We start from the raw sequence: 26,521 nt of genomic DNA, 5'->3' as shown, positions 1-26,521 counted from the left end.
AATCAGTTTTTGAAACTTTATATTATTCAAATCATAGGCATTAAATACAACAAAGCCTCACTAAAAAGCGAGGCTAAGTATAAAATGGTGCCGGCACACGGATTCGAACTGTGGACCTACTGATTACAAGTCAGTTGCTCTACCAACTGAGCTATGCCGGCAACGTGGCGAGAATTTTACAGAATTTTTGTAAGTTTGCAAGCCAAAAAATAAGCAATTAAATTTTCTTTATTATTTATTGATGTTATGCACTTCAAAAAGAAAAGTATCTTTTAAAATTGTTTTGAAGCTTGCTAGGTGGAGTCTTACATTAACTTGTATATCTTGCACCACGACTGGTTCGTGCCGCAAACTGTTGCGGATGACTTTTTCGCGTATCCATATTCTTCAAGATTTAGAGTGTGATTTTATTATTGCACAACATCTGTTATTCATTGCTATCATTAAAATTACAGAATAAAAAGTGAGTGATTAACTGGAGGTTTTAATCACTCACAAAAATGAAATTAGTTTTTCAAAGCCACTTGAGCAAGTGTATTACCTTGATTGGCTGCATGTTTAAACCATTCTTGTGCTTTTACTTGATCTTGTGCAACACCTGTGCCAGTTTGGTACGCATCTGCAACTTTGTACTGTGCTTTGGTATAGCCTTGATTCGCAGCTTTTAAGTGCCAGTTAAATGCTTCAGTGGCATTCTTTGTGCTGTGAATCCCCATCTCTGCAACCATCGCTAAACGATATTGTGCTTTGATATTATTTTGCTGTGCAGCAGAAGTTAGCCATTGCATCGCTAGAGCGTGATCTTGTTTAACTTGGTCACCATTGAAGTACATCATGCCTAAATCATATTGTGCTTCAATATTTCCTTTTTGAGCTGCTTCTAGATTCCATGCAAATGTGTGGCAGTCTGCTGAACTGGCTTGAGCCGCTGTTGAAGTTTCTGCAAAGCTTGAAACTGAAAAAAAAGCACCGTTTGCAAAAATTAAAGCTCCGAATAGTATTTTATGTAAATTTTTCATAATATTTTTTCTTAATGTGACTTTGTATGCATTATTTTTATCAAAGTTGGAATGATGTGTAAACAGATAAATTCAAATTATTTTTAAAAAATGTGATTATTTTCTCATTTTTATTTGTTATTAATTAAACATCTGATTTATATTGATTTTGTATTATTAATATATATTAAATAAAATCTATTCAAGATTAATTTATTTTAATCAATTCACTTTGTTTTAGATTTATTAACATAAGGATTAAGTTTAATTTAAACAAATATGAGTTTACTTTTGGATCAGCAATAAATTTTCATGACGATATTAAAAATGTTTGAACAGTATTTTCATTAAAAAGGCTTACCTAAAAGTAAGCCTTGTGTTGGTATTTTAAATGTATGAGTTTATAGGAAGTGCGAACTTTTCACGTCAGAAGAAAATCTATTTACTCCTTAAAATAAGATCTAAATCTTGCGCGCATTCTTCTAAGGTAATCGCCATATCAATTTGCATTTGGGGTTTAAGTTCATCTGCGAGTTTTCTCCATTGCTCAATTAACCGGATCGCTTTTTGAATTTTATGTTTATTTACATCCTTGGCAATTGTAGGGGTGTATCCACCACGTTTAGCATTTTTCACTTGTCTTACATAATTGGTGCTGTTATTCATTGTCACTCCCGAATAGCAGTTTTATGCTCTTAACTTGCTTGAGTCGCGAATTGATATTGCTTGATTATTTTGTTGAGTGAATATTTCATCTATATGTATTTGATTATTATTTTATGTTTAATTTCCTCCTTGCTGATGGCTGGAAGTTTCTTTTCTCTTGATACTAATTCAAGAAAGTTTGAATTGAAATAGTCACTTGCAATTTATGATCTGTGGAGATGTATCTATTTACTTCAAAAAATATTGGGAATGTCGTATAAAGATGAACTGAAAAGAACAAGATTGAAGAATGACAAATGTTGAGAATCATAAGTACGAGTATTTTATTTTTGTTGATTTCTTTCGTCCATGCAGAAACTCCGAAAGCATGTCAGTTGGTTGATGATACTTCTGAAACACTGATACAGCTGAGACAAAGTGGTTTATCTCTAGATGATATTGATCTCAATCCAGAAGCGTTAACTGAGCAAGAAGCTCAGTTATTAAAAGCAATGATTGAAGATGCAAAGCGTGTTCCAATTTATAAGATTCCATTATCACGACAAAAAGCGATTGAAGATTTTAAAGTGAAATGGCAACGCAATTGTTTATCTGAGAATCATGATTTGAAGAAGGAAAGTAAGGCAATTTTAAAAGAATGGGATGATTGAAAATATAATTGATAATCGTGTTTTTAATGAGTCATTTTGATCATCATCTGCGAGCAGATACCGTCAAATGTGCCGCCAAAAATATGAGAAGATTATGAGATTGCTTCATAACATGTAGGCGTAAAAAAAGGCTTAAACCCTTTAGATTTAAACCTTTTAACACATCATGTGGCTACATGATAATGATATCTGGCGGTGAGAGAGGGATTCGAACCCTCGAAACGCGCAAACGTTTACACACTTTCCAGGCGTGCTCCTTCAGCCACTCGGACACCTCACCAAGGCGTGGGATGATAACCAAAAAAAGGATTTATGCCAAGCAACAATTGATTTAAAGCAAATTTTTTTTTTCGGTGATATGATTCGCCAAAATAATGTCTAATATTTGAAGACGAATTTATGCAAAGTACTGCAAAAAAAGCTGCGCTTCCTGCGATTACGCTCGCAGCACTCGGGGTCGTATTTGGAGATATTGGTACAAGTCCATTGTACGCACTTCGACAATGCTTCCTCGCCGCACATATTGCCATAACAGAAGCGACAGTACTTGGAGTGCTGTCGCTCATTTTTTGGTGCATGATGCTGACGATTAGCTTCAAATACGTCACCATGATCATGCGTGCAGATAACAATGGTGAAGGCGGGATCATGTCATTGCTGGCATTGAACCTCCGTTCAACACGAATAGCAGACAATAAAAAAATATTCCTGATCGCCATTGGTTTCATAGGTGCATCATTATTCTTTGGTGACGGAATCATTACCCCAGCGATTTCAGTTCTTTCGGCAATTGAAGGTCTCAGCATTGCCACGCCGATGTTTAATAAATGGATTGTTCCTTTAGCCATTGGGATACTTACAGCATTATTCCTCGTACAACGTCATGGAACAGGAACAATGGGGAAACTCTTTGGTCCAATTACATTAACGTGGTTTATTTCAATTGGTTTGATTGGTATTCATAGTATTAGCCAGACCCCTTATATCTTGATGATGCTGAGTCCACACTGGGCGATTAACTTTATTTTTCATCAACCCTTAGTTGCCTTTTTGACCATGGGCGCGGTGATTCTAACAGTTACAGGTGGGGAAGCACTCTATGCAGATATGGGGCATTTTGGACGACCGCCAATCCGTCTGGCTTGGTTCACCATCGTATTGCCAAGTTTGGTTTTAAACTATGCGGGTCAAGGTGCTTTATTACTTCGTGACCCAAATGCCATCGAAAACCCATTCTTTTTATTGGTTCCACAATGGGCGCTGTATCCTGTGATTGCATTGGCAACCATGGCTGCGGTGATTGCTTCGCAAGCGGTGATTTCAGGCGTATTTTCAATGGCGAATCAAGCCATTCAATTACGCTATTTACCACGCTTAACAGTGCATCATACTTCTGACGTGGAGCAAGGGCAGATCTATATCCCGTTTATTAACTGGATCTTGTATGTTTCGATTCTACTGCTGATTTTGATTTTCCAAAACAGTGCTAATCTTGCCAATGCTTATGGTGTAGCCGTCACCATGACTATGCTCTGTGACACGATTTTGATTGCCTTTTTGGCATATGGTTTCTGGCGTTGGCCAAAATGGAAATTGGCACTTTTCGCGATTCCGTTCTTATTCATCGACTTGGTATTTATTGCATCTACATCGCTTAAAATTTTCTCGGGTGGTTGGGTACCAATGTTGATTGGTGGCATTGCATTTACGGTGCTGATGACATGGCGTACTGGGCGAGAAATTGTATCCAATCGTTTGGAAAAAGATGCATTGCCGTTGGATTTATTCATTAAGAGTGTCAGCTTGAGTGATGAAACTCAATTCGTTCCAGGACAAGCGATATTCTTAACAGGCAACTCAAATATTGTACCGCATGCTATGTTGCATAATATTAAACATAACAAGGTTTTGCATGAGCGTAACATTCTGGTGACGGTGGTGACCCGTGATGTTCCTTATGTGTCGGATCAAGAACGTATACGGGTTGAAATTCTAGACGATCGCTTCCAACGTGTCTTTGTTTATTATGGCTTTAAAGATCAGCCTGATATTCCAAATGCCTTAGAACTGGCATATAAACAGCTTGATGTTGAATTTGACATGATGCATATCAGCTTCTTTATTTCCAGAGATCGCTTGATTCATACCGTTGGTGATGGCATGGCACCGTGGCGTGAAAAACTATTTATATCTATGCAACGCAATACCAGTCCCGTCAGTGATTTTTATCAAATCCCACCAAACCGTGTGGTGGAAATGGGTAGTCAGATTGAAATTTAAGATGTGAATATGTGAATATGTGAAAAAGCCAGAATTGATTCTGGCTTTTTTATGTCTGTTGGAAATGATCAGTGTAAAACATGTTTAGAACGACGAAATATGTCGTACATGGGTCGAGATGCTTTATTTTAAATGACATAATCAAGGAAGTTCTAACAAGGGATATTTTGAAAATTGCCATTCTATTCTGAATAATTAAGGTTTCATGCCTAAATTTGAGCTGTAGTGTTGTTTTACTACACAGAAGTTGTAGAAGCTTTATTCAGTTGAATATTCACACAATATCTTTCAAGGTGTTCGCTTGTTAAGCTGTTTATATTCAAAAATGATTTTGAATACTTATTTGTTGTACTGCATGGTTTGATGTAGCTTGGGAATGTCTTCGTTGAAAAATTCAATCGTTAAAATAGTATTAGGTGTGGTAGCTACAGGTAGCTTTGCGATTGCATTTGGACAAGAAAAAATATCTCAACTAATCCCTTTTACACAAGGTAGCAGCAATAACTCAGAATGTTTAAATCAGTTCTATCGTGATGAACCCCCAATACTCACTAAAGACAGTTTAAAGAAAAATAGTTATCCGTTGTGTTTCAATGGTTTTAATGTGATGTACTCAGGTGTTTCAAAAACACCTTTGTGGACTGCAGAATATTTATCGCCAAGTCGTTTAAGTCAAAAAATCAAACGTGAAGACAATTTTCATGAGGAAGAGCGTGTAAGTTCAAATCATCGTGCATTGTTATCTGACTATCGTGGTTCAGGTTATGATCGTGGGCACATGTCGCCCAATGCAGATATGTCAAATACAGCATCACAGTTTGATAGCTTTTCTTTAGCCAATATGGTGCCGCAAGCGCCCAAAAATAATCAACAAGTGTGGCGTGAGTTAGAAGAAGCCACTCGGGCAATGGTGACTAAACAGAAAAAAGACGTTTATGTCGTTACTGGTCCTGTATTTTCAGGGAAAAAGTTAAAAACCATTGGCAATGGTGTGATTGTTCCAACAGCTGTATTTAAAGCGATCTATATTCCTAAACATGGCATTATCGGGGCGTACTATGCACCGAATGACAATTCATTAAAGGTAAAAGTCGTCAGCGTTTGTTATTTAGAAGAACAGCTGGGAATCAATTTATTTCCACAGCTGACCGAGGAGCAAAAGCGTAATACCTATAAATTGCCTTTAACTGCCAATCAAGTTAAAGCGAATAAAGATATTGAATATGCACATTGGGATGCAGAAAGCCAATGTGCTGAAACTGTGCCTACTGCACAAATTAAGGCACTACAAAAGCAATTCCAACCCGATGGAAAGGGAAATGCTTCATCATCGACAACGGGCTTGCAAATTCCGAAAGTAGATGAAGAAACCAAAGATGCTTTAGTTAAACAATTGGTCGAAGCATTATTGCAATATATTTTACAATTTTTGAAATAAATACAGTGGATGACGTGCAGTATATTTCAACAAAGGATTTATACTGTCTCAATATAGAAAAATCGAGATAATTAAAATGTTTAAACCATTTGAAAATGGAACAGAGTCACATTCGATTCATGATTTAACTTTAGAAAATCAGTTAGACTGTGTCAGTATTTTTGGAAATTTACAGATCAGTAAAGACCAACAAGGATTGAAGTCAGCCAAGGCATTGCAAGCTTATTTAAATGACATCGTTGCACATCTAGAGAAGCAATCAAATTTACCTGAACAGATTGAACGTCAAACTGAAGGTGAAATAGAGAATCCTTTTCTGTAGCATTTCATTGTTCTTCAAGATGCAAATGATCGTATGTGGTTGATGTTAAATCGTTCACGCTTTAGATTTTCTATAAAAAACCTGCCGAAGCAGGTTTTTTGATTTTGTACATAAATGATAGCTTATTAACAATTAATTTTGTGATTCACTACCAACAATTTTGTAGATCACAGCACCAATCACAGCACCTACAATCGGTGCGACCCAGAACAGCCACAATTGTCCCAATGCCGACGTTTCAGCAAATATTGCAACAGCAGTACTTCGTGCAGGATTTACAGATGTATTGGTGACAGGAATACTAATCAAATGAATCAATGTAAGTGCTAGACCAATTGCAATCGGCGCAAAGCCAGCAGGAGCACGCTTATCCGTTGAACCTAAAATTACAATCAAAAATATAGCCGTCAGTACAATTTCAATAATGAGCGCGGAAACAAGTGAATATTTTCCTGGTGATAAATCACCATAACCATTGGTAGCGAATCCCCCTGTACCTGTAAATCCAGCTTGCCCTTGAACAATCAAATACAAAATAAAGGCAGCAACAATACCTCCGACAACTTGTGCAATGATATAAGGGGCAAGATCTTTGGCGTCAAAGCGACCACCAACCCATAATCCTACACTTACCGCGGGATTAAAGTGCCCACCTGAAATATGTCCAAAAGCATACGCACCTGTGAGTACAGTTAAACCAAATGCTAAAGCAACTCCAGCAAAACCAATGCCGAGTTCAGGGAATGCGGCAGCTAAGACTGCGCTACCACATCCACCAAAAACAAGCCAAAAAGTTCCGAGAAATTCTGCTAAATATCTATTCATGAGTATTCCTATTTTTTTTATTGCGGAATGAAGCTGTGCCACATTTAAATTGGCGTCAGCCGTGAGAGTTTGTGAATCTTTATTCTGGCGCCTAAATAATAAGCTAAAATAGAAAAATAAAACTAGAAAACTATTTCTGTTACACAAAAAACTATTGAATTAGTTCACTAAAATAGAGATGACATAGTCCATACATTGATTGCTATCATTCAGAGTCTGGATGAACTGATGAGCTTTTGCTGATATTTTGGTATTTCATTTTATACCTTAATTTCGGCATTTCTATGCTGTATCCGCCATTGTTGTGGGGTCATTCCAGTCCACTGTTTAAATGCACGCTGAAAGGCGCTTTGTTCTGAATAACTCAGTAATAAAGCAATTTCATGTAAACCAAGGAATGGATCTTGCAAATATTGAAGTGCTAAGATCTTTCGGACTTCTTGAACACGCTGTTGATAGGTTGTGCCTTGGTTTTGTAAATGGCGTTGAAGCTGTCTTACAGACATATTGAGCTGTTGTGCAATATGCTCAATTTGATAATGGTTTTTCTGCAGACCTAATAAGATATATTGTTGTAATCGTTGATCTAATTGTGTTGAATTTGGCAAATCATCCAATAAAGCTTGTGCTTGCTGCATTAATAGTTTTTGTAGGGTTTGATCACCTTGATTGAGTGGGGTGTTTAATGCTTGAAGAGGAAAGACCAATTCAGGATTGGCTTGTTTAAACAGCACAGGGCATTGGAAAAAATCTTCATAAATTGCCACATTGCTAGGCTTATCATGGGTGAAATTGATTTGATGGATTTTGGTGTGGTGTGAAGATAAAAAATGTCTTAAAAATTGCACCATGATGGCAATCGCAATTTCATCTGTGATTTGTGTGGTTAAGTGAGACGGTAAAGTATCCCAACGAATAATAATGTTATCGTTATCAAAGGGTTCAACTTTGAGTGGGCTTCCATCATAAACCAAGCGGTGAAAGTCAAAATAGCGCGTTAATGCCTCACCCATGGTGTCACAAGATTGGGCGATATACGCAATAATACCAATATGCTTGGGCTGCAAATGTTTTGCAATTTCTACACCTAAAGCAGGGCTTTGTACTTGCGTTTGAATATCATCTAAAAGTTCACGCCATAGATTAAAGTCAAAACGTTCTTGTGTTTGAACTTGACGTAATTTCTCTGAAATATTTAGATGATTCGCTTCGGCGTATGCGAGTAATAATTGTCCGAGTCCACCATAGACTGAGCCTACATAATCCTTGGGTAGTTGCATATGTATCGTCTTTTTTATTACAAAAATATTATTTTAAAAACGAGCTTATTCTAATCAGAATTAAGTAAGACAAACAAGTTAAAACTGTTCGCTGACGTATTGAAAATGAGTTGAGACGAAGTACGAGATTGGAAAATATGTCGTAATTTGTCAATGCAAAAGACTTTTCTTGTCAATATTAAATGATTATTACGCTTTATATTAAAAATATGAGAAGAATAGGAGAGAGCCATGCTAAAAGGCTTTGTTGTAGGATTAGTTGTTGCAAATGGTTTTGAATGGGTTGCACATAAGTTCATTTTACATGGAACTCATCGTAAAGGTCAGCCTCGTTATAGCCCCGTGCCAGACAGTATGAAATCTCATTGGGAGCATCATAGAGAGGTACGTAAGCAAGGTTTTCATGACGATGGTTATGTTGAAGGGATCTCAAACTGGCGTACAAAAAATGAAATCGTTTCCTTGGCGGTTGTTGCAAGTGCGGCGAGTCTAATTTTTTATCCGATTTCAAAAGGTATGGTGGCAGCATCTTTATATAGTGCATGTAATTATTACTATATTCACCGTCGTGCGCATTTAGAGCCAGATTGGGCGAAGAAAAAAATTCCTTGGCATTATGATCATCATATGAATTCTAACCAAGATGCAAACTGGTGTGTGACAAAACCGTGGTTTGATTATTTGATGGGGACACGTGTGGTTTCATCAGCAGATTTAAAAGAACAGAATCCTTTGGGTGTGGCATTGCCTGAACCTGTTGCACGATGGTTATCTACCAAAGTGGAACAGTTCTTTCCTGCAAAATGGGTGGAAAAAACACCGAAATTGATCAGTGATGATGCTGAAAATACGATAGATTCTGTGGCTTAACGTGCTATTTGCACAGAAAGTTTGAACAATCAAAATGACATGAATTACTGATGAGTAAATTCTATTGTCGTGAATTGTCAAAAAAATACGTATATATTGTCAATATCTACAGTATGAATTCGGATACATTAAGCATCGAAAGTGTTTCGGAAAAGCTGTGGTTTCTGAAGTTTATAGGAGTCTCCAAGACTCCTTTTTTTATGGCTGTAGAAAAGTGAAAGTAAAAAAATCCCCAAATGTATGGAGATTTTTGTGATCAAAGCGTATGGGAACTTTGAGGTTTGTCTTCTTGCGGAATATATTCCTCAGGGCAGAGCAATGTTCTAGACAAAAGAAAAGCCCCTATTCAGGAGCTTTTCAAATGCTTGCCTACGCGCTTCGCTTGACTTGCAGAAAAATAAGGCAAAAAAGAATTTCTAGATGTATGGAGATTCTTTTCAATTAAAGCCTACACACATCTTCGATGTTTGTCTTGCGTAAAAGAGAAAGCGTTGCTTTCTAGATTACACTCGAAGCATAGCTTCGGGTCTTGCGCAAGGGCGGAGCAGTGCTCCGCTTATCCTTTGCACTCAGGCATAGCCTTCGCCTTCTTGCGGAATATATTCCTCAGGGTGGAGCGTTGCTCCACTGATCCTCACTCAGGCTTTAGCCCTTCAGCTTTTTCCAACGACTCATCATTATTGAAGAATTTTTCACGTTGTTCTTCAAGGAACTTCTTCGCATCAGGTTCAAACACATTCAATCGTTTTTCATTGATCAACGTGGTTTGGTGTTTGAGCCATTCTTGCCAAGCTTGCTTAGAGATCGTGTCAAATAATTCTTGACCTTTTGCACCAGGGAAAGGTGCAAAGTCTAAAGCATCCATTTCTTTTTGATATTTACGGCAAAAAACTTGTCGAGACATATCAATACTCCAAATTTAATCTGATAATTAAACTTAAAAAATTAAGCGTAAAGTTTTTCTAAGCGTACATAAGCACGTTGAATTGCAGCTTCAACTTGAGCAGGTGCAGTACCACCGATATGGTTACGTGCATTCACTGATGCTTCTAAAGTCAGTGCTTTTTCAAACACATCTGCTTGAATCAAGTCAGAGAACTGTTGAAGTTGCTCAAGTGTGAGTTCAGATAAATCTTTCGATTCTTCAACACCTAAAGCAACCGCTTTACCGACGATTTCATGTGCATCACGGAACGCTACGCCATTTTTAACAAGATAATCTGCTAAATCTGTTGCTGTAGAGAAGCCACGAAGTGCAGCTTCACGCATGATCTCAATATTTGGAACCAATGCAGGAATCATATCTGCAAATGCCATGAGTGAACCACGAACGGTATCAATCGCATCAAACAAAGGTTCTTTGTCTTCTTGGTTGTCTTTGTTGTATGCCAACGGTTGACCTTTCATGAGTGTTAATAAACTCATGAGGTCGCCATAGACACGACCTGTTTTACCACGGATCAACTCAGGAACATCTGGGTTTTTCTTTTGTGGCATGATTGATGAACCCGTACAGAAACGGTCTGGAATATTCACAAATTTGAATTGTGCAGATGTCCAAAGAATCATTTCTTCTGACATACGCGACAAATGCATCATGATTAAAGATGCAGCAGCATTGAATTCGATACCAAAGTCACGATCAGATACAGCATCAAGTGAGTTTTCAGCAACAGCTTCAAAACCTAAAAGTTCAGCTGTATATGCACGATCAATCGGATAGGTTGTACCTGCAAGTGCTGCAGAACCTAAAGGCATACGATTCACACGTTTACGACAGTCGATCAGACGCTCAGAGTCACGAACCAACATTTCAAACCACGCCATTAAGTGGTGACCAAAAGTCACAGGCTGTGCAGTTTGTAAATGGGTAAAACCTGGCATGATGGTAGTGGTGTTTTTAGCAGCAAGACCCAAAATACCTTTTTGTAATTTTTCCAATAATTTTAAAATGGCATCAATTTCATCACGCACATATAAACGGATGTCTGTTGCCACTTGGTCGTTACGGCTACGACCTGTATGTAATTTCTTACCTGTAATACCGATACGCTGAGTGAGGCGTGATTCGATGTTCATGTGTACATCTTCTAAGTCGATGCGCCACTCGAAGTTACCCGCTTCAATTTCAGCTTTAATTGTGTTCAAACCGTTGGCGATGTCATCACGTTCTTGTTCAGTCAAGACCCCAACTTTTGCTAACATGGTTGCATGTGCAATAGAGCCTGCAATATCTTGTTTATAAAAGCGTTGGTCAAATTGAACAGATGCAGTAAATTCAGCAACAAAGGCATCAGTAGCTTCGGAGAAACGACCGCCCCACATGCCTGAAGTTTGGGCTTGTGACGGATTAGAGGAATTAGAAGATGTGGTCATATCGGCTCAATAAGAAAAAAAGCAGTAAAACTGAAGCTAGTATAGCAAATTCAGTCTCTCTTGCCGAAAGAAAGCGTAATCATTCGTCAATAAAATCGAGAACACATTTTCATCAATCTTATTTTTTTAGCAAAATGGGACATGGGCAATATTTATTGGAACTGTTTATAGCCAGTAATGTATTGGCATTTTTATTGGCATTGGCAGAGGCACAATCTTGGTCGAATCTTAATTTTGGGCACGTTTTAGCTTATATTTTATATATTAATTGGATATTACTGGCATTTGCTGCTTTTCAAGATATTTTCCAAAAACGCCTCTCAGAATATAGCTATTTTTCAGCAGCGATATTTAGTTTTATTTTGCTACAAACGATCGTGTTTTGTACCAGTGTTGTTTTAAATCTTCTTGGATTTATCGGTTCACATATTTCATTACAAAATATAAGCGTCGATCAAATCTTTCATAATGTGGTTTTGCATCTGAGTTATGGGGTGTTATTGGGCGCATTTTGTTTGCGTTATATGTATATTCGAGAGCAATCTGTTTTACAACAAAACAGCGAGTTGAATGCACGGGTTCAAGCGATGCAGGCACGGATTCACCCTCATTTTTTATTTAATAGTTTAAATAGTGTGGTGAGTTTAATTGCCATAGATCCAGATAAAGCTGAACAAATGCTGATTGATTTATCAAAGTTATTTAGAGCAAGCTTACAAGAATTAAAACTGGTGACTTTAAAAGAAGAAGTGGAACTGTCTAAGCAATATATTGCAATTGAACAAATTCGTTTAGGAGAACGATTAAAAGTGGAGTGGAATATTCAGCATCCAGAATTATTAGGGCAAGTAAAAATACCTTTACTCACTTTGCAGCCACTCATTGAAAATAGTATTTTCCATGGTGTTGAGAAAAAGATCATCGACGCTAAAATTGGAATACTGGTTGAAATATTGCAAAATCAAGTCAATATAGTCATTACTAACCCATTTTTACAAGATAGAATAAAAGTTAGAGAAGGGCATGGAATTGCTTTAGAAAATGTAAAACAGCGTTTAAAAGCACATTTTGGTGATTCTGTTTATTTTCGAAATTATGCGGGAAATGGATTATTTACTACTGTTATTCAATATCAGTATAAAAATAGATGACTGAGAAATTTATTAAAATAAGTATTAGGGATTTGGGCAAGGAGGTGTAATGGACATCCTGATTTGTGATGATGAACCACTTGCGGTGGAACGGCTATCACGATTGGTGGCGCAATTGGGGCATCAGGTTGTAGCGACAGCACAACATGGCAAACAAGCTTTGGAAATGGTTCAGCAGTTTGAGCCAGATGTAGTCTTGTTAGATATTCAAATGCCAGAAATGGATGGCTTGACTTGTGCACAGCATTTGGCACATTTTAATCCCATGCCTGCTATTATTTTTTGTACAGCGTTTGATGAGCACGCTTTACAAGCAATTCAGTCTCAAGCAAAAGGATATTTGTTGAAGCCAATTGCAAAAGCTGAGTTAGAAACAGTTTTGGAGAATGTGACCAAACTGACGCAAGCTCAATTAACTAACTTAGAACAAAAAGAACTCATGGAAGAAAAAGTGCAAAGACAGCAAATTGCTGCAAAAACCTATCGAGGTTTGGAGTTGATTCCTGTTGAAAATATTTATTATTTTTTGGCAGATCAAAAATATGTCACGGTACGTCATAAAAATGGCAGTGTATTGATAGATGAAACATTAAAGGATTTGGAAACGGAATTTTCTGATCGCTTTATTCGAATTCATCGCAATGCGCTCATTTCATTGGATTATTTGGACGGTCTGGAAATGGTCGCGTCAGGGCAGTATCAAGCACGTTGTCGTGAACTCGAAGAGCGACTCGCTGTGAGTCGTCGTCATTTACCATTGCTAAGAGAGCGCATGCAAAATTTATAATTTTGTAGGAAATTAACGTTTGCCTTTAAATCATTTGATAATTTACTTGCAATTTTATGATTGCAGGGTAAGTTTAGGGTGTTTAAAAATTTGGCTAAGCTGACATGATCAAAACCTTGAAAATAGCAACTCGTCAAAGCCCGCTTGCAATGTGGCAAGCTGAGCATATTCGTGACCGACTAGAGCAACTACACACGCATGTAAAAGTGGAGTTGGTAACTTTCGTGACTCAAGGCGACAAAATTTTAGATACGCCTTTGGCGAAAATCGGTGGTAAAGGTTTATTTGTTAAAGAACTAGAAGCAGCCTTGCTTGATGGTCGCGCCGATTTAGCGGTTCATTCGATGAAAGATGTACCGATGCAACTGCCAGAAGGTTTAGAGCTTGCTGTGATTTGCGAGCGTGAAGATCCTTTCGATGCATTCGTATCCAATCAATATGAAAAGTTTGAAGATTTGCCACAAGGTGCAAAATTGGGAACTTCGAGCTTACGCCGTAAAAGTCAGATTTTAAAACAGCGTCCTGATCTTGATGTGATTGATTTACGTGGCAATGTGGGGACACGTTTATCGAAACTTGATGCGGGGCAGTACGATGCCATTATTCTTGCCAGTGCAGGTCTAAAGCGTTTAGAGCTTTCAGAGCGCATTCGTCACACTTTACCAGCAGAAGTGAGCTTACCTGCGGTCGGTCAAGGTGCTTTGGGTTTAGAGTGTCGTGCAAATGATCAAGAAATTTTAGATTTGATCTTGCCTTTGATGCATGCTGAAACAAATGCATGTGTTCGTGCAGAACGCGCATTTAATGCTTATTTGGAAGGTGGTTGTCAGGTTCCAATTGCAGGTTTTGCAACATTGGATGGTCAAACTTTGTCGATTGAAGGGCGTGTGGGGAGTCCTGATGGGCAAACACTGTTGCGTAGTCAAGTGACTGGTTCAGCAGAAGATGCGGAACAACTAGGCGTACAGTTGGCTCAAGAACTATTAAAACAAGGTGCTGGAGAACTTCTCAAAGCACTGTATCAAGATTAATTTCTCAGTCTTCATGCTTTTTATCAATACTCGCCCGATTGATCGAGCTCAAGCACTGACCCAGTGCTTGAGTACTGCGGGTTTTGAAGTTGTAAATCTACCTTTGTTGGAACTCACGGCACGTCCCTATAGTTCAGAATTAGAGTTACTTTATTCACAATTGATTGATACACAAGTCATTGTTGTAGTCAGCCCAACTGCTGTTGAAATCGGCATGCAGTATTTGGAAAAAGCAGGGCTTTCTCTTGAGCAAATTCGACATATCCACTGGGTTGCTGTAGGGCGAAAGACGGCTCAAGTATTGAATCAGTATGGCATTGACAGTGACATTCCAGAAGTGGAGACTTCTGAAGGAATGCTTAGTCTACCTATTTTTAATACATTCACAGGTTTAAAAAAAATTGCTTTTTGGCGAGGTGAGGGTGGGCGTCAGTTTATGATGCAACAATGCCAAGCTCGCCAAATTCAAGTGTTAAACTTTGTTTTGTATGAGCGTCATTGCCCCGAACAAACACCGCAATTACTCTCTGATTTTCTTGATCAAGTTGATCAACCAAAACCATATTGGAACTGTATAAGCAGTGAAGCAAGCTGGCGTAATTGGTTGGCGTTAACTCAGACTCATACCAGTATAGTCAATGATTGCCATTATTTAGTTTTGGGTGAGCGTTTGTATCAATTATTGCAACATGATAAAAATGTCACTCAAAAGTGTTTTAATATTACTCAGGTTCAAGATTTAGAGCCAAATACAATTCTACAAAGTATTATGCAGTTGCAAAGGAAGTTATGAAGAAGTTTATCTATATCTTATTGTTGATCGCTTTAGGATGGCTCATTAAATTGAGTTATGACTTCTATCATGTTTCGCAACAGCTCACAGAGATTCAGCAAAGTTTGCATAAAAGTGAGCAAAAAAATGCCAGTTTGAATGATCAATTGGTTGCTGTTCAACGTCAAAGTGATGAGCCTATAAAAAAAGAAACAGCTCAAAAAGTCGTATCAGTACCTGAACAAATTGTGGGTATTAGCCCGAGTGTGGTGATTAAACAAAAATTAGAATTGGTACAGTTTGCTCTACAGCAACAGCAATTTGTTTATGCAATTGAGCATTTAACTGAGCTGAACCAATCTTTGGATCATTATGCTTTAGCGGATGCAGTACAGCAAAGTTTACACCAAGCCATTGCACAAGATATGCAAAGCATTCAGCAGTTTGTGATTGATCGCAATGCGCAACAAGATCAATTAAATATCCTCATCAAACAAATTGACCAAAGTTTGCAAAAAGAGTTAAAGAATAATCAACTTAGTGTGCCTCAAGACCATCCAAAGCATTTTTGGGAGAAGTGGCTTAGTGTTGATATTGTTGAACCAGATTCAGCAGCTTTGGCAAATCGCAAATTTATTTTAAAAGAAGCACAGCTCAGATTATTACTTGCACAACAGCTTTTGAACAAAGGGCAAAGCGCTGAATATCAAGAGATGTTGAATCAAGTTGTGCAATTGTTAGATACCTTACCTGATGCGACGAGTCAGAAACTGAAGCAACAGATTTTAAAGCTTAAGCAGATTACACAAGCACCTATACCCAAGCTCAGTAGCTTGGCAGTTTTGGGGTAGTTGAATGAAGCATATATTTTTAATCTATGCCCTGATTAGCCTGATTATTTTTGCCGTTCTCAGTGTGTTGAGTTATAGCGCAGGCGCAGGCTATGTTTATGTGCTATGGCATAATATTCAGATCCAAACCAATCTATGGGTGTTGTTATTTTTTGGTGTGTGGATAAGTTTTTTCATGCACCTTGCATGGTATTTGATAAAATGTTATTTAAATCGTGAAAAAAGAAAATTAGAACAGATTTTAAGTTTTAATAATTTACATCCCTTTGAAAAATTAGGGGTATTGTGGTTATTGGATGGTGAAGAAGAGCAAGAACAGGTCATTCGTAATATCTTTGATCAATCTGGTTTGCTCAAATCAATTATTCACGCACAGTTATTATTCAAAAAAGCTCAGTGTGTTGAAGCATTACAGATACTGGAGAATAGCCCACCTTCAGCATTTGAACTTGCAGAAATTTTGCGAATTGAAATTTATTTAGCACAGCAAGATCAACAACAAGCTTTGACTCATTTAGAGTTTCTAAATGGACATGATTTATCACCTTGGTTAGGTGAACTCGCAGAAAGTTATAAATTGCGTCTACAAAAGTTATGGGGGCAATTTGCAATTCAATTTCCATGGCAATACTTACATGGCACTCAGTTTGGTCAACTGGAAATAGCAACAAAGCAACAATGGCTCATGCAACTTTTGGGTTGTTATGATCAAGCAAGTTTCGAAGACTTGGAATTGTTACAGCAAAAATTCTTTGAAATACAACCACAATTAGATCAAATGCCTTATGAAACCAAGATTTTATGGTTAAAACTCATTATGCGTTTGCCTGAATTGGCACAGCAACAGCAACAACTGGCGATTCAAATACTCGATGAAAAATTTGATCAAGATGTCTTTTATTTGTGGTTCCAACATCAACTTTTGCGTCAAAACCCTGATTATGAGCAATTAGAGCAACAAATTATAAAACTAGAAACCAAGTATATGAATATTCCTGTATTTAGTTTTGCAATGTGGCATATATATACAGCGACACAACGAGATAATGAAGCAGATCAACTTTTAACATTATATCCAAATGATATTTTGATGAACTATTTGAGAATTAAAGCGACATTGAATGGTAATGAGGCATTAATTCAACAATTGAATTCAATTGTTGAAAAAGACAGCAATTATATTCAATTTAAAATCTGAGAAAATTATGAACAATGATTTAGTGAAATTCCCTGTAGTTTATGAGCAAAAAGTTGCTTGGGGAGATATGGATGCTTTTGGTCATGTAAATAATGTAATGTATTATCGCTATATCGAAAGTGCACGTATCGCATATTTTGATCGTCTAAATGTATTTGAACAAGAAGTTTTAACCGTTGTATCTTCGAGTCAGTGTAAATATTTAAAGCCTGTATTTTATCCCGATGTATTAGAAGTCGGTGCACGTATTGAAGAAATGCGCAATAGCGCGATTCGCATGTATTATGTTTTATTTAGTCAACAACAACAGCAGATCGTTGCTGAAGGCGATGCTGTGATTGTATTTGTTGATAAAGATGAAATGAAAAAAACTTTGATTCCTGAGCATTTACGTAAAGTTATTATTGATTTAGAAGCGACCGTAGAAAATAACCTTGCTTAATGGGAATGAAAACTGAAATATATTTTAAATAGCGAAGTGTAGCTAAATCACATATATATTCTTTAAGGTGATATATAATGATTTAGCTAATAATCTATTTTTTGTTTTTTTATGTATTAATAAGTAAAGCTATCTATTGCTAATTGAGTTAAATAAAAATACTATTGCTGAGAAATTATTTTAAATAATTATTATGAATTTAAGTGGAGAGTTAATGATGCCTGATATTAGTAATTTATCGGTCGAAGAGTTAAGGAAATTAACAGCTGAAGCAGAAGCATTAATTGAATCTAAAAAAGATCAAGCTGTTGAAGACGCATATAATCAAATTATTAAAATTGCAGAGTCTGCAGGTTTTACTTTAGAGCAGTTCATTGAGTATGGCGCGCAAAAACGCAAAAAAACGACGCGTAAAGTTGTAGAGCCACGTTACCGTAATAAAAATAACGCTGCAGATACTTGGACGGGTCGTGGTAAACAACCACGCTGGTTAGTTGCAGAAATTGAAAAAGGTGCAAAATTAGAAGATTTCTTGATCTAATCTTCATCGAAGTGTCATTCAAGACCCATAAAATGAAAGAACCAAGCAAAACAGCTTGGTTTTTTTATAAGAGTGAATTGGCGACGTGAAAAAATTATGCATAATGTATAGAGAAAGAGGGCATCATCTCGCACGGAAGAATAAATGAATTATGGTAAAGCTGGATGAATAAAAAATCAAAACAGATCACTTGGTGGATTACTGGGGTTATCACTTTTTTAATTTTTATACTTTTACAAGTCCCTGCAACATGGCTAATTTCTAAATTTTATAAAAATAATCAGACATTACAGAATGTCAGTGGCAATATTTGGCAGGGTCAAGCAGATTGGCATAAAGGTAATTTACGAGGTTCAGTCTCTTGGCGAACACGTCCTTGGGATTTGCTTTTACTACGTGTCGGTGCCAATGTTGAAGTACATAGCGGTCAAACTCAACTGAATGGGGTAGTTGGTTATGGCTTTGGGAAAAAGATTATTATCAATAAGATGCAGGGACAAATTGCACCAGAGACATTAAAAAATGTTGCCAATTGGCAGTGGCCAGCCAATTCAATTCAAATTTCAGATATGACACTTCGATTTAAAAAAGATACGGGCTTTAGTGATACTGAAGGTAAGTTACAATGGGGTGGTGGTGAACTTCGCTATACCTTTGGGCAACGTCAAGATCAGATGAATATCCCATCCTTGAATGGTCAGCTCAAAGATGAAGCAGGTAAATTGATTTTTGACATTCAAGATCAACGTAGTCAGAAGATGGCAAATATTAGCCTAGACCCGAGCATGATGCTTGATGTGCAGTTAACACAGCGCATGTTATTGAATGTACCATCTTATGATGGAAAAGCAGGACTAGACACTTACGTGATCAGTACTAGACAACCCCTGATTCAAGGTGGTTTCTAATGAATTTAAGACAACAATTTGAAAATATCTCGTGGAAGAAAACGGATCAACTTGCTCCAGTTGTATTATTCATATTAATTTTGGCGCTGTGTTGGAAGTTGGCATCTATTTTCTGGTGGGTGGTTGCCCCGCCACAAGTGATGCAGCCTGAACAAGTGAGTTTGGGGTCACAACAAGTTCAGGTGCCGAATATTTCAGGATTTTCATTGTTTAATGAAGTGGGTTCTAATGCTGCGGCTGATGACAGTATTCCGATGCAGTTGCAAGGTGTTATGGTTGCTTATCCTTCGCGCGCTTCTTCGGCAGTGATTAAAGTTAAAGAGGTTGCAGACCGTTATGCGGTGGGGGATACGCTTGAGGGAACAAGTTATCAACTATCAGAAGTCTATTGGGATCATGTTGTTTTAAGTCAGAATGGTAATAACTCTAAGGAATTACGTTTTAATAAATTAGATAGTTTGTATCAACCCATACCGCAGAATGCCGATGGACAGAATCAAAATTCATCTATGCCTTCACCATCCAGTAATCCTGAATCAACGCCACAAGTACCGCAAAATTCGAGTCAAAATGCTTTAGGGCAGGCTATTGATCGAATGAATGAAAATAGGGAACAATACCTAAAGAACATGGGGGTAAGCACCAGTGGCGGTCAAGGCTACGAAGTGACAGATCAAACCCCCGCAGCGCTTCGGAATAAATTGGGGCTTCGCTCAGGCGATCGTATTCTTTCGCTGAATGGTCAGGCTGTTGGGCAAGGACAGAGTGATGTTCAACTCTTAGAACAAGCCAAACGTGAAGGCAAAGTTAAAATTGAAATTAAGCGTGGTGATCAGGTGATGACCATACAGCAAAGTTTGTAAGTGGCTAGGACTACAAATAAAATTAGGATAGATAATAAGTTATGGCTTTTTTGAATCACAATCGACCACTTTGGGCTTTAGTCGCTGCTACACCGATGATGATGGCGGTGAGCACTGCATCACATGCACAAACGTGGAAAATCAACTTACGCGATGCTGATCTCACTGCTTTTATTAATGAAGTTGCAGACATTACAGGTAAAAACTTTGCGGTTGATCCACGTGTACGTGGCAACGTTACGGTTATTTCAAATAAACCGCTTAATAAAAATGAAGTTTATGATTTGTTCTTAGGGGTTTTAAATGTCAATGGTGTGGTGGCTGTGCCATCAGGGAATACCATTCGCCTTGTACCTGACAGCAATGTGAAAAACTCAGGTGTGCCATATGATCCGCGTAACAATGCACGAGGTGATCAGGTCGTCACTCGTGTGATTTGGTTGGAAAATACCAATCCAAATGATTTGATCCCTGCTTTACGTCCTTTGATGCCACAATTTGCACACCTTGCTGCAATCCAAGGGACAAATGCTTTAATTGTGTCTGATCGTGCTGCCAACATTTATCAGCTTGAAACTATTATCCGTAATTTGGATGGTACAGGTCAGAATGATATTGAAGCTGTGCCATTACAACAAAGCCAAGCTGAAGAAATTATTAAACAACTTGAAGCGATGAGTGCAACAGGTGCTTCAAAAGATTATGCAGGTGCACGAGTGCGTATCGTTGCTGATGCACGTACCAATCGTATTCTCATCAAAGGTGATACGGGTTCTCGTAAGCGCATTCGCAACATGATTGAAATGTTGGATGTGCCATCGGCAGATCGTTTGGGTGGATTAAAAGTATTTAAACTTAAATATGCCAGTGCGAAAAACTTATCTGAAATTTTACAAGGCCTAGTTACAGGACAAGCGGTGAATTCAAGTGCTAATAATTCATCGAATGGTTCATCAAGCAATAGCTCAAGTAGCCTCAATAATTTTAATAACTCAAATAATTCAAATAACAGCAGTTCATCAAGTTTAGGCAGTAGTATTTCAACACCGGGTATTAATCTTGGTGGAAACTCAAATAACAACAATCAAAACAATGTTTCTAGTTTTAATGCTAACGGGGTCAGCATTATTGCGGACAGTACTCAGAATGCATTGATCGTCAAAGCTGAACCACAGTTGATGCGAGAAATTGATGCAGCAGTTCAGCAACTAGACATCCGTCGTCAGCAAGTGTTGATTGAAGCCACCATTATTGAAGTTGAAGGAAATGATGCAGATCAACTTGGTGTGCAATGGGCAATGGGTGATTTGAGCAGTGGTGTCGGCTTGATGAGTTTTGATAATGTCGGGTCAAGTTTGGCGAGTATCGCAGCAGGCTATTTAACAGGTGGTGCGGCAGGTGCGGCATCTAAATTGACACCTTCAGGTACATCACTGGTTTTAGGTGATTATAAAGAAGGTGCAAATGGTTCAAGACGCTTGTATGGTGCTTTGATTCAAGCACTCAAAGAACGTACTAAGTCGAATCTATTGTCTACACCGTCGATTTTGACGATGGACAATGAAGAAGCCTATATCGTGGTGGGTCAGAACGTTCCTTTTGTTACGGGTTCAGTCAGTACGGGTACAGGTGGGACGGTTAATCCTTACACCTCGATTGAGCGTAAAGATGTCGGTGTGACCTTAAAAGTTGTTCCACATATTGGTGAGGGTGGTTCGATTCGTCTAGAAGTGGAACAAGAAGTTTCTGCGGTAACTGACAATAAGGGGCAGGCGCAGGATTTAGTTACTAAAAAACGTTCGATTAAAACATCGGTGTTGGCTGATCATGGGCAGACTGTGGTCTTAGGTGGATTGATTTCGGATGATTCTGAGCATACGCGCCAGTCAGTACCATTATTGGGTGATATTCCAGGTCTTGGTCGCTTATTTAGAGCTGATGGAAAGTCGAACAAAAAGCGCAATTTACTTGTATTTATTCACCCAACGATTGTGACGGATAACAACGAAATGCGTCGTCTTTCTCAAGGGCGTTATGATCAATTGTATAGTTTGCAATTGGCGCTCGATAAAGAGGGTAACTTTGCCAAACTTCCAGCTAATGTCGATGACGTATTCCAACAGCGGCTACCCATCGAAAGCCCTAAAAGATCACAACCTATCATTCAAACACCTACGCAACCTGCACAGCAACCAAGCCAGTATCAGAAAGTACCATCAGGTGGTGTGACAAAATCAACACCTCAAGGGGCTATCACCACACCTGTTGCTGAAGAATCGAGCAATATTATTAGGCAACAATCAAAAGGTTCATAGTGGGCTTAACTCTCAAGCGGTGTAGCTTTTTACTATTTACAAATAAAGTTCCAGACTATGTGATGCGTATTATTTGACCCTAGACAGTGGACGGATGAATGCGTCGTGCTAAACTAGAAATGAATTGGAAATGAGAAAATATCATGACTTGGAAACTACAAGCAATTACAGGTGAACTTGAAGGGCAGGAAGTTACGGTTGACCGTGATATGTTGGTTGGACGTCACCAAGATGCCGATCTTCAATTACAAGCTGCTGAAATTTCACGTCGTCATGCTGCATTTTTGCTTAAAGACAAGGCGCTTTGGGTTCAAGATTTAAAATCATCCAATGGTACTTTTGTGAACGATATTCGTATCGATCAAGATAAGCTGTTGATGGATGGTGATATTGTTCAATTTGCCAGTATTAAATTTAGTGTGCTTGATCCTGCAAAACCTGTTGAAAATATTGTAGGAACAGAAGTACCAGAGATTGAAGTCGAGCCAGTTTCGACACCAATTGAACAGTCAATTCAACAGCCGTCAGAAGCGATTGCAACCGCTGAGGTTCAACAAGCACCTGTTGAAAAAACACCTGCTCAACAAATGAATGAGCAAGGTATGCCAGAACTTTCTGCACGTGATGCTAATGTGCAAGTTTCAAAAGACGGAATGCCAACAGGTATGGGGGTGCCAAAACCAGCACCAATCCCTGCGAATGTTGATTTTCATGCTGCGCCAGTACCAGAAGCATGTGATATTAAAACTTCAGATGAATGTGCAAAAGAAGAAGTGACTACCCAAAAAAATGCAATGTTGGGTTTATATACCATTATTGCCTTGGTTATTTTGGCAATTATTGCATGGCTATTCTTTAAATAAGTTTTGAATGCGATACACTCAAGGCATGCAATCGCATGCCTTTGTTGTCTGTACTTTGATTTTTTTGAATGTGAATAAATACGGGGTGTAAATCATGAATGTAGCAAAATTGGCCCAACGCGACTTAATTTTATTTGATTTGGATGGAACATTGGTCGATTCTGCTTTTGATTTATATCGTGCGATGAATTTGAGTCTAGCGCGTTTAGATTTACCTTTGGTCACAGAAGCACAAGTGCGTGTTTGGATTGGTAAAGGCACCTCATTATTTTGTGAAAGTACCTTGAAGTATTTAAAAGGTGAGGTTGATCCAGTTTTACATCAACAGCTCTTAGATACTTTTTTAGAAATTTACAATGCTGAACCTTGTGTAGATACCCGTCCATTTGATGGGATTTTAGAATTCTTGGATTGGGGAATTCAAAATAATAAAAAATTAATCTGTGTGACCAATAAGCCAGAACAGCCTGCTCGAAAAATTCTAGAAGTTTTAAACATGGATCACTATTTTGTCGATGTGATTGGTGGTGATCGTTTTGAAAAGCGTAAACCTGACCCGATTCAGTTGAACTATTGTGTAGAGCATTATCAATCGAGCAAAGAAAAAACCCTCATGGTGGGTGATTCAAGTAATGATGTTGAGGCAGCGCGCCGTGCAGAGGTTGATTGTATTGTGGTCAGCTATGGTTATAATCATGGTGAAGACATTCATTTATGCCAACCGCAGCAAGTGGTCGATAATTTGACTGAACTTTTGGCTTAAATTGGCTGTGTAAATTGATTTTTGAATTAAGTTTTTAAATAAGTTGTGAGAAAAGGAAAGAGGAATGAACAGCAAAACTGCTTTTCGATGGCGTCACTAAGTTAGATCTATCGCAATCAAACTTAGTAATATCGAAAATAGAGAGAATTCCTCATGACAACTTTAGCGCAATTTGAACAATTAAAATCTGCTGGCTATAACTTAATCCCAGTCTATCGCCAGCGATTGGCAGATACAGATACACCATTATCTGTATTTGCACGATTGAAAGAACATCAACAAGCTTATTTATTTGAATCAGTTGAAGGTGGGGAAAATTGGGCGCGCTATTCTATTATTGGATTGGGCGAATCAACGGTTTTCTCGTGTAATGCTGGGCAGCTTACCATTCAATCACCAGATGGACAGGTTGCAACACAGGATTGTAGTGACCCATTTCAGTTCATTCGTGATTTCCAAGCGCAGTTTAAAGTACCTACACAAGCAGATTTACCAGCATTACCAAGCTTTACAGGTGGGCTAGTCGGTTACTTTGGATATGACTCAGTACGCTATATCGAGCCACGTTTAAAAAATGTGCCTGAAGCCGATCCTGTGGGCTTGCCGGATTTGTGGATGATGCTGTCTAAAACAGTGATCGTTTTCGATAATTTAAAAGATACGCTATTTCTTATCGTACATGCGGATATTCAAGATTCAGATGCTTATGCAAAAGCACAGCAACAATTAGATCAAATTGAAGCTCTGTTGGCGACACCAATCAGTTTGGTGGCACAGAAGCACACAGCACCACATTTCGAATCTTTGACAGGTAAAGAAAATTACCTTGCTTCAATTGAAACAGTGAAAGAATACATCCGTGCAGGGGATGTGATGCAAGTCGTGCCTGGGCATCGTATGGTATCTGATTTTGATGGTGAGCCATTGCAAGTCTATCGTGCCTTACGTCACCTCAATCCATCGCCTTATTTATTCTTGGTGCAAGGTCAAACCATTTCAGATCAAAAGCCATTTCACATTGTAGGCTCATCACCAGAGATTCTTTCACGTCTGGAAAATGGCATTGCAACTGTGCGTCCGCTTGCAGGTACGCGCCCGCGTGGGAAAACCAAAGAAGAAGATTTGGCGCTCGAAAAAGATTTGCTTTCTGATGAAAAAGAAATTGCAGAGCATTTAATGTTGATTGACTTAGGTCGAAATGATGTTGGTCGCATCTCAAAAGTTGGTAAAGTGCAAGTGACTGATCAAATGGTGATCGAACGTTATTCACATGTCATGCATATTGTGTCCAATGTGCAAGGTGAGGTTCGTGATGATGTCGATGCTTTGGATGTTTTTAAAGCAACATTCCCAGCAGGAACGCTTTCTGGCGCACCAAAAATTCGTGCGATGGAAATTATTGATGAAGTCGAGCCTGTAAAACGTGGTATTTTTGGTGGGGCTGTCGGTTATTTAGGCTGGCATGGTGAAATGGACATGTCGATTGCGATTCGTACCTGTGTCATTCGTGAAAATAAAGTCTATGTACAGGCTGGTGCAGGGCTTGTTGCTGACTCTAATCCTGAATCTGAGTGGAATGAAACCCAAATAAAAGCTCGCGCAGTGATCAAAGCGGTTGAATTATCGTCAAACGGATTGATTTTATGAGTTTTTGACAGTTTTTTTAAAAAAAACACTTGCAAGGATTCTGAGTTTTGCTAAACTGCACACCGTTCCGATACGAAACGTACGAAACAAAAGAAACGCCGGCATAGCTCAGTTGGTAGAGCAACTGACTTGTAATCAGTAGGTCCACAGTTCGAATCCGTGTGCCGGCACCATCTTAAAGTTTCAAGCATGTAGTAAAAGAACAACACTGAAAGTAAGTGTAAATGGTGAGATTCCCGAGCGGTCAAAGGGAGCAGACTGTAACTCTGCCACGAAAGTTTCGAAGGTTCGAATCCTTCTCTCACCACCATTACTTCACTTCGATAAGTGGTAATTACCAACATTAAGCGGGAGTAGCTCAGTTGGTAGAGCGGTAGCCTTCCAAGCTACATGTCGCGAGTTCGACCCTCGTCTCCCGCTCCATCGAAGATGATTTTGCTCTTATAGCTCAGTGGTAGAGCACTCCCTTGGTAAGGGAGAGGTCTCGAGTTCAAATCTCGATAAGAGCTCCAGATTACAGTTTAGCGATTATTCGCAAAAGATTCCAAAAGCAGGCTTATTAGTCTGCTTTTCAAGTATTAGGTGTCTAGTTTTTTAGACGACTGTCGATGCTGAGTTGTTTAACTCGTGTTCGACATAAACGAGGAAGAACAAATGGCTAAGGCTAAGTTTGAACGTAATAAG

General features: G+C 38.4%; 25 protein-coding genes and 6 tRNA genes. 23 read left to right on the top strand and 8 right to left on the bottom strand.

Annotation, left to right across the window (positions count from 1 at the left end):
- Positions 1 to 85: 85 nt before the first annotated feature.
- From EXE09_RS07295 to EXE09_RS07285, 3 genes are all read right to left on the bottom strand, one after another.
- A tRNA-Thr gene (locus EXE09_RS07295) sits at positions 86 to 161 on the bottom strand.
- 345 nt (positions 162 to 506) lie between these two features.
- Entirely contained in the window at positions 507 to 1,019 is a 513-nt protein-coding gene (locus tag EXE09_RS07290) for a tetratricopeptide repeat protein (RefSeq protein ID WP_130116835.1), read from the bottom strand.
- A gap of 417 nt (positions 1,020 to 1,436) precedes the next feature.
- The gene (locus tag EXE09_RS07285) at positions 1,437 to 1,664 is read right to left on the bottom strand and encodes a hypothetical protein (RefSeq protein WP_068972961.1); all 228 of its coding nucleotides are present in this window, start codon (positions 1,662 to 1,664) and stop codon (positions 1,437 to 1,439) included.
- A 296-nt stretch (positions 1,665 to 1,960) separates the two neighbouring features.
- Between EXE09_RS07285 and EXE09_RS07280 the strand changes: the two genes are divergently transcribed.
- On the top strand, positions 1,961 to 2,314 hold the full coding sequence (locus EXE09_RS07280) for a hypothetical protein (protein ID WP_228257181.1): 354 nt from the start codon (positions 1,961 to 1,963) through the stop codon (positions 2,312 to 2,314).
- Positions 2,315 to 2,504: 190 nt separating this feature from the next.
- On the opposite strand, the gene EXE09_RS07275 is transcribed toward EXE09_RS07280, so the two are convergent.
- Positions 2,505 to 2,594: transfer RNA gene (locus tag EXE09_RS07275), tRNA-Ser, on the bottom strand.
- 119 nt (positions 2,595 to 2,713) lie between these two features.
- Here EXE09_RS07275 and EXE09_RS07270 point away from each other — a divergent pair.
- From EXE09_RS07270 to EXE09_RS07260, 3 genes are all read left to right on the top strand, one after another.
- Positions 2,714 to 4,594, top strand: coding sequence for a potassium transporter Kup (locus tag EXE09_RS07270; protein WP_087553926.1), 1,881 nt, complete (start codon positions 2,714 to 2,716; stop codon positions 4,592 to 4,594).
- 376 nt (positions 4,595 to 4,970) lie between these two features.
- Positions 4,971 to 6,032: a DNA/RNA non-specific endonuclease gene (locus EXE09_RS07265; protein ID WP_130116834.1), complete on the top strand. Its 1,062-nt coding sequence runs from the start codon at positions 4,971 to 4,973 to the stop codon at positions 6,030 to 6,032.
- A 76-nt stretch (positions 6,033 to 6,108) separates the two neighbouring features.
- Positions 6,109 to 6,354, top strand: coding sequence for a hypothetical protein (locus tag EXE09_RS07260; RefSeq protein WP_130116833.1), 246 nt, complete (start codon positions 6,109 to 6,111; stop codon positions 6,352 to 6,354).
- Between the two features lie 132 nt (positions 6,355 to 6,486).
- Here EXE09_RS07260 and aqpZ read toward each other — a convergent pair whose 3' ends face one another.
- Both aqpZ and EXE09_RS07250 read right to left on the bottom strand, forming a co-directional pair.
- Positions 6,487 to 7,179: an aquaporin Z gene (aqpZ, locus tag EXE09_RS07255; RefSeq protein WP_130116832.1), complete on the bottom strand. Its 693-nt coding sequence runs from the start codon at positions 7,177 to 7,179 to the stop codon at positions 6,487 to 6,489.
- A gap of 260 nt (positions 7,180 to 7,439) precedes the next feature.
- The gene (locus EXE09_RS07250; RefSeq protein ID WP_130116831.1) at positions 7,440 to 8,459 is read right to left on the bottom strand and encodes an AraC family transcriptional regulator; all 1,020 of its coding nucleotides are present in this window, start codon (positions 8,457 to 8,459) and stop codon (positions 7,440 to 7,442) included.
- A 231-nt stretch (positions 8,460 to 8,690) separates the two neighbouring features.
- Between EXE09_RS07250 and EXE09_RS07245 the strand changes: the two genes are divergently transcribed.
- Entirely contained in the window at positions 8,691 to 9,329 is a 639-nt protein-coding gene (locus EXE09_RS07245) for a sterol desaturase family protein (protein WP_130116830.1), read from the top strand.
- 634 nt (positions 9,330 to 9,963) lie between these two features.
- Here the strand turns inward: EXE09_RS07245 and EXE09_RS07240 are convergent.
- Together EXE09_RS07240 and argH are read right to left on the bottom strand one after the other, a co-directional pair.
- Complete coding sequence (locus EXE09_RS07240) at positions 9,964 to 10,233, bottom strand: oxidative damage protection protein (RefSeq protein WP_068972953.1); 270 nt, start codon at positions 10,231 to 10,233, stop codon at positions 9,964 to 9,966.
- A 41-nt stretch (positions 10,234 to 10,274) separates the two neighbouring features.
- Positions 10,275 to 11,705 carry an argininosuccinate lyase gene (gene argH / locus EXE09_RS07235; RefSeq protein WP_171478620.1) on the bottom strand — a complete coding sequence of 477 codons (1,431 nt, stop codon included), beginning with the start codon at positions 11,703 to 11,705 and terminating at the stop codon, positions 10,275 to 10,277.
- Between argH and EXE09_RS07230 the strand changes: the two genes are divergently transcribed.
- The 18 genes from EXE09_RS07230 (at position 11,696) to EXE09_RS07145 (ending at position 26,349) form a co-directional block, all read left to right on the top strand.
- The gene (locus EXE09_RS07230; RefSeq protein ID WP_165382046.1) at positions 11,696 to 12,856 is read left to right on the top strand and encodes a sensor histidine kinase; all 1,161 of its coding nucleotides are present in this window, start codon (positions 11,696 to 11,698) and stop codon (positions 12,854 to 12,856) included. The two genes, argH and EXE09_RS07230, sit on opposite strands and share 10 nt — an antisense overlap.
- Positions 12,857 to 12,905: 49 nt before the next feature.
- Positions 12,906 to 13,643 carry a LytR/AlgR family response regulator transcription factor gene (locus EXE09_RS07225; RefSeq protein ID WP_068972950.1) on the top strand — a complete coding sequence of 246 codons (738 nt, stop codon included), beginning with the start codon at positions 12,906 to 12,908 and terminating at the stop codon, positions 13,641 to 13,643.
- 107 nt (positions 13,644 to 13,750) lie between these two features.
- A complete protein-coding gene (gene hemC / locus EXE09_RS07220) occupies positions 13,751 to 14,674 on the top strand; it encodes a hydroxymethylbilane synthase (RefSeq protein WP_213071529.1) in 924 nt (307 codons plus the stop codon).
- 13 nt (positions 14,675 to 14,687) lie between these two features.
- A complete protein-coding gene (locus EXE09_RS07215; RefSeq protein ID WP_130116829.1) occupies positions 14,688 to 15,467 on the top strand; it encodes a uroporphyrinogen-III synthase in 780 nt (259 codons plus the stop codon).
- Complete coding sequence (locus EXE09_RS07210) at positions 15,464 to 16,297, top strand: hypothetical protein (RefSeq protein WP_130116828.1); 834 nt, start codon at positions 15,464 to 15,466, stop codon at positions 16,295 to 16,297. Before EXE09_RS07215 ends, EXE09_RS07210 begins: the two co-directional genes overlap by 4 nt.
- 4 nt (positions 16,298 to 16,301) lie before the next feature.
- Complete coding sequence (locus EXE09_RS07205) at positions 16,302 to 17,495, top strand: heme biosynthesis protein HemY (protein ID WP_130116827.1); 1,194 nt, start codon at positions 16,302 to 16,304, stop codon at positions 17,493 to 17,495.
- A 7-nt stretch (positions 17,496 to 17,502) separates the two neighbouring features.
- Positions 17,503 to 17,937 (top strand): acyl-CoA thioesterase, encoded by a 435-nt coding sequence (locus EXE09_RS07200; protein ID WP_130116826.1) that lies wholly within the window; start codon positions 17,503 to 17,505, stop codon positions 17,935 to 17,937.
- A gap of 214 nt (positions 17,938 to 18,151) precedes the next feature.
- On the top strand, positions 18,152 to 18,478 hold the full coding sequence (locus EXE09_RS07195) for an H-NS family nucleoid-associated regulatory protein (RefSeq protein ID WP_130116825.1): 327 nt from the start codon (positions 18,152 to 18,154) through the stop codon (positions 18,476 to 18,478).
- A gap of 164 nt (positions 18,479 to 18,642) precedes the next feature.
- Positions 18,643 to 19,386, top strand: coding sequence for a type II secretion system protein N (gene gspN, locus EXE09_RS07190; RefSeq protein ID WP_130116824.1), 744 nt, complete (start codon positions 18,643 to 18,645; stop codon positions 19,384 to 19,386).
- Positions 19,386 to 20,249: a type II secretion system protein N gene (locus tag EXE09_RS07185; protein ID WP_068972943.1), complete on the top strand. Its 864-nt coding sequence runs from the start codon at positions 19,386 to 19,388 to the stop codon at positions 20,247 to 20,249. Before gspN ends, EXE09_RS07185 begins: the two co-directional genes overlap by 1 nt.
- Before the next feature lie 41 nt (positions 20,250 to 20,290).
- Positions 20,291 to 22,564 (top strand): type II secretion system secretin GspD, encoded by a 2,274-nt coding sequence (gene gspD / locus EXE09_RS07180; protein ID WP_130116823.1) that lies wholly within the window; start codon positions 20,291 to 20,293, stop codon positions 22,562 to 22,564.
- Between the two features lie 143 nt (positions 22,565 to 22,707).
- On the top strand, positions 22,708 to 23,427 hold the full coding sequence (locus EXE09_RS07175; protein WP_130116822.1) for an FHA domain-containing protein: 720 nt from the start codon (positions 22,708 to 22,710) through the stop codon (positions 23,425 to 23,427).
- Positions 23,428 to 23,521: 94 nt separating this feature from the next.
- Complete coding sequence (locus tag EXE09_RS07170) at positions 23,522 to 24,190, top strand: HAD-IA family hydrolase (RefSeq protein ID WP_068972940.1); 669 nt, start codon at positions 23,522 to 23,524, stop codon at positions 24,188 to 24,190.
- Positions 24,191 to 24,343: 153 nt separating this feature from the next.
- A complete protein-coding gene (trpE, locus tag EXE09_RS07165; RefSeq protein ID WP_130116821.1) occupies positions 24,344 to 25,837 on the top strand; it encodes an anthranilate synthase component I in 1,494 nt (497 codons plus the stop codon).
- Between the two features lie 97 nt (positions 25,838 to 25,934).
- A tRNA-Thr gene (locus EXE09_RS07160) sits at positions 25,935 to 26,010 on the top strand.
- Positions 26,011 to 26,063: 53 nt separating this feature from the next.
- Positions 26,064 to 26,147 (top strand) — tRNA-Tyr (locus EXE09_RS07155).
- A gap of 37 nt (positions 26,148 to 26,184) precedes the next feature.
- Positions 26,185 to 26,260, top strand: a tRNA-Gly gene (locus tag EXE09_RS07150).
- 14 nt (positions 26,261 to 26,274) lie between these two features.
- Positions 26,275 to 26,349, top strand: a tRNA-Thr gene (locus EXE09_RS07145).
- Positions 26,350 to 26,521 lie beyond the last annotated feature (172 nt).

This window comes from Acinetobacter sp. WCHAc060025, from assembly GCF_004209355.1.
GTDB lineage: Bacteria > Pseudomonadota > Gammaproteobacteria > Pseudomonadales > Moraxellaceae > Acinetobacter > Acinetobacter wuhouensis.
Note: the sequence above shows the minus strand (reverse complement) of the source record. Positions and strands in the feature narration are given on the sequence as shown.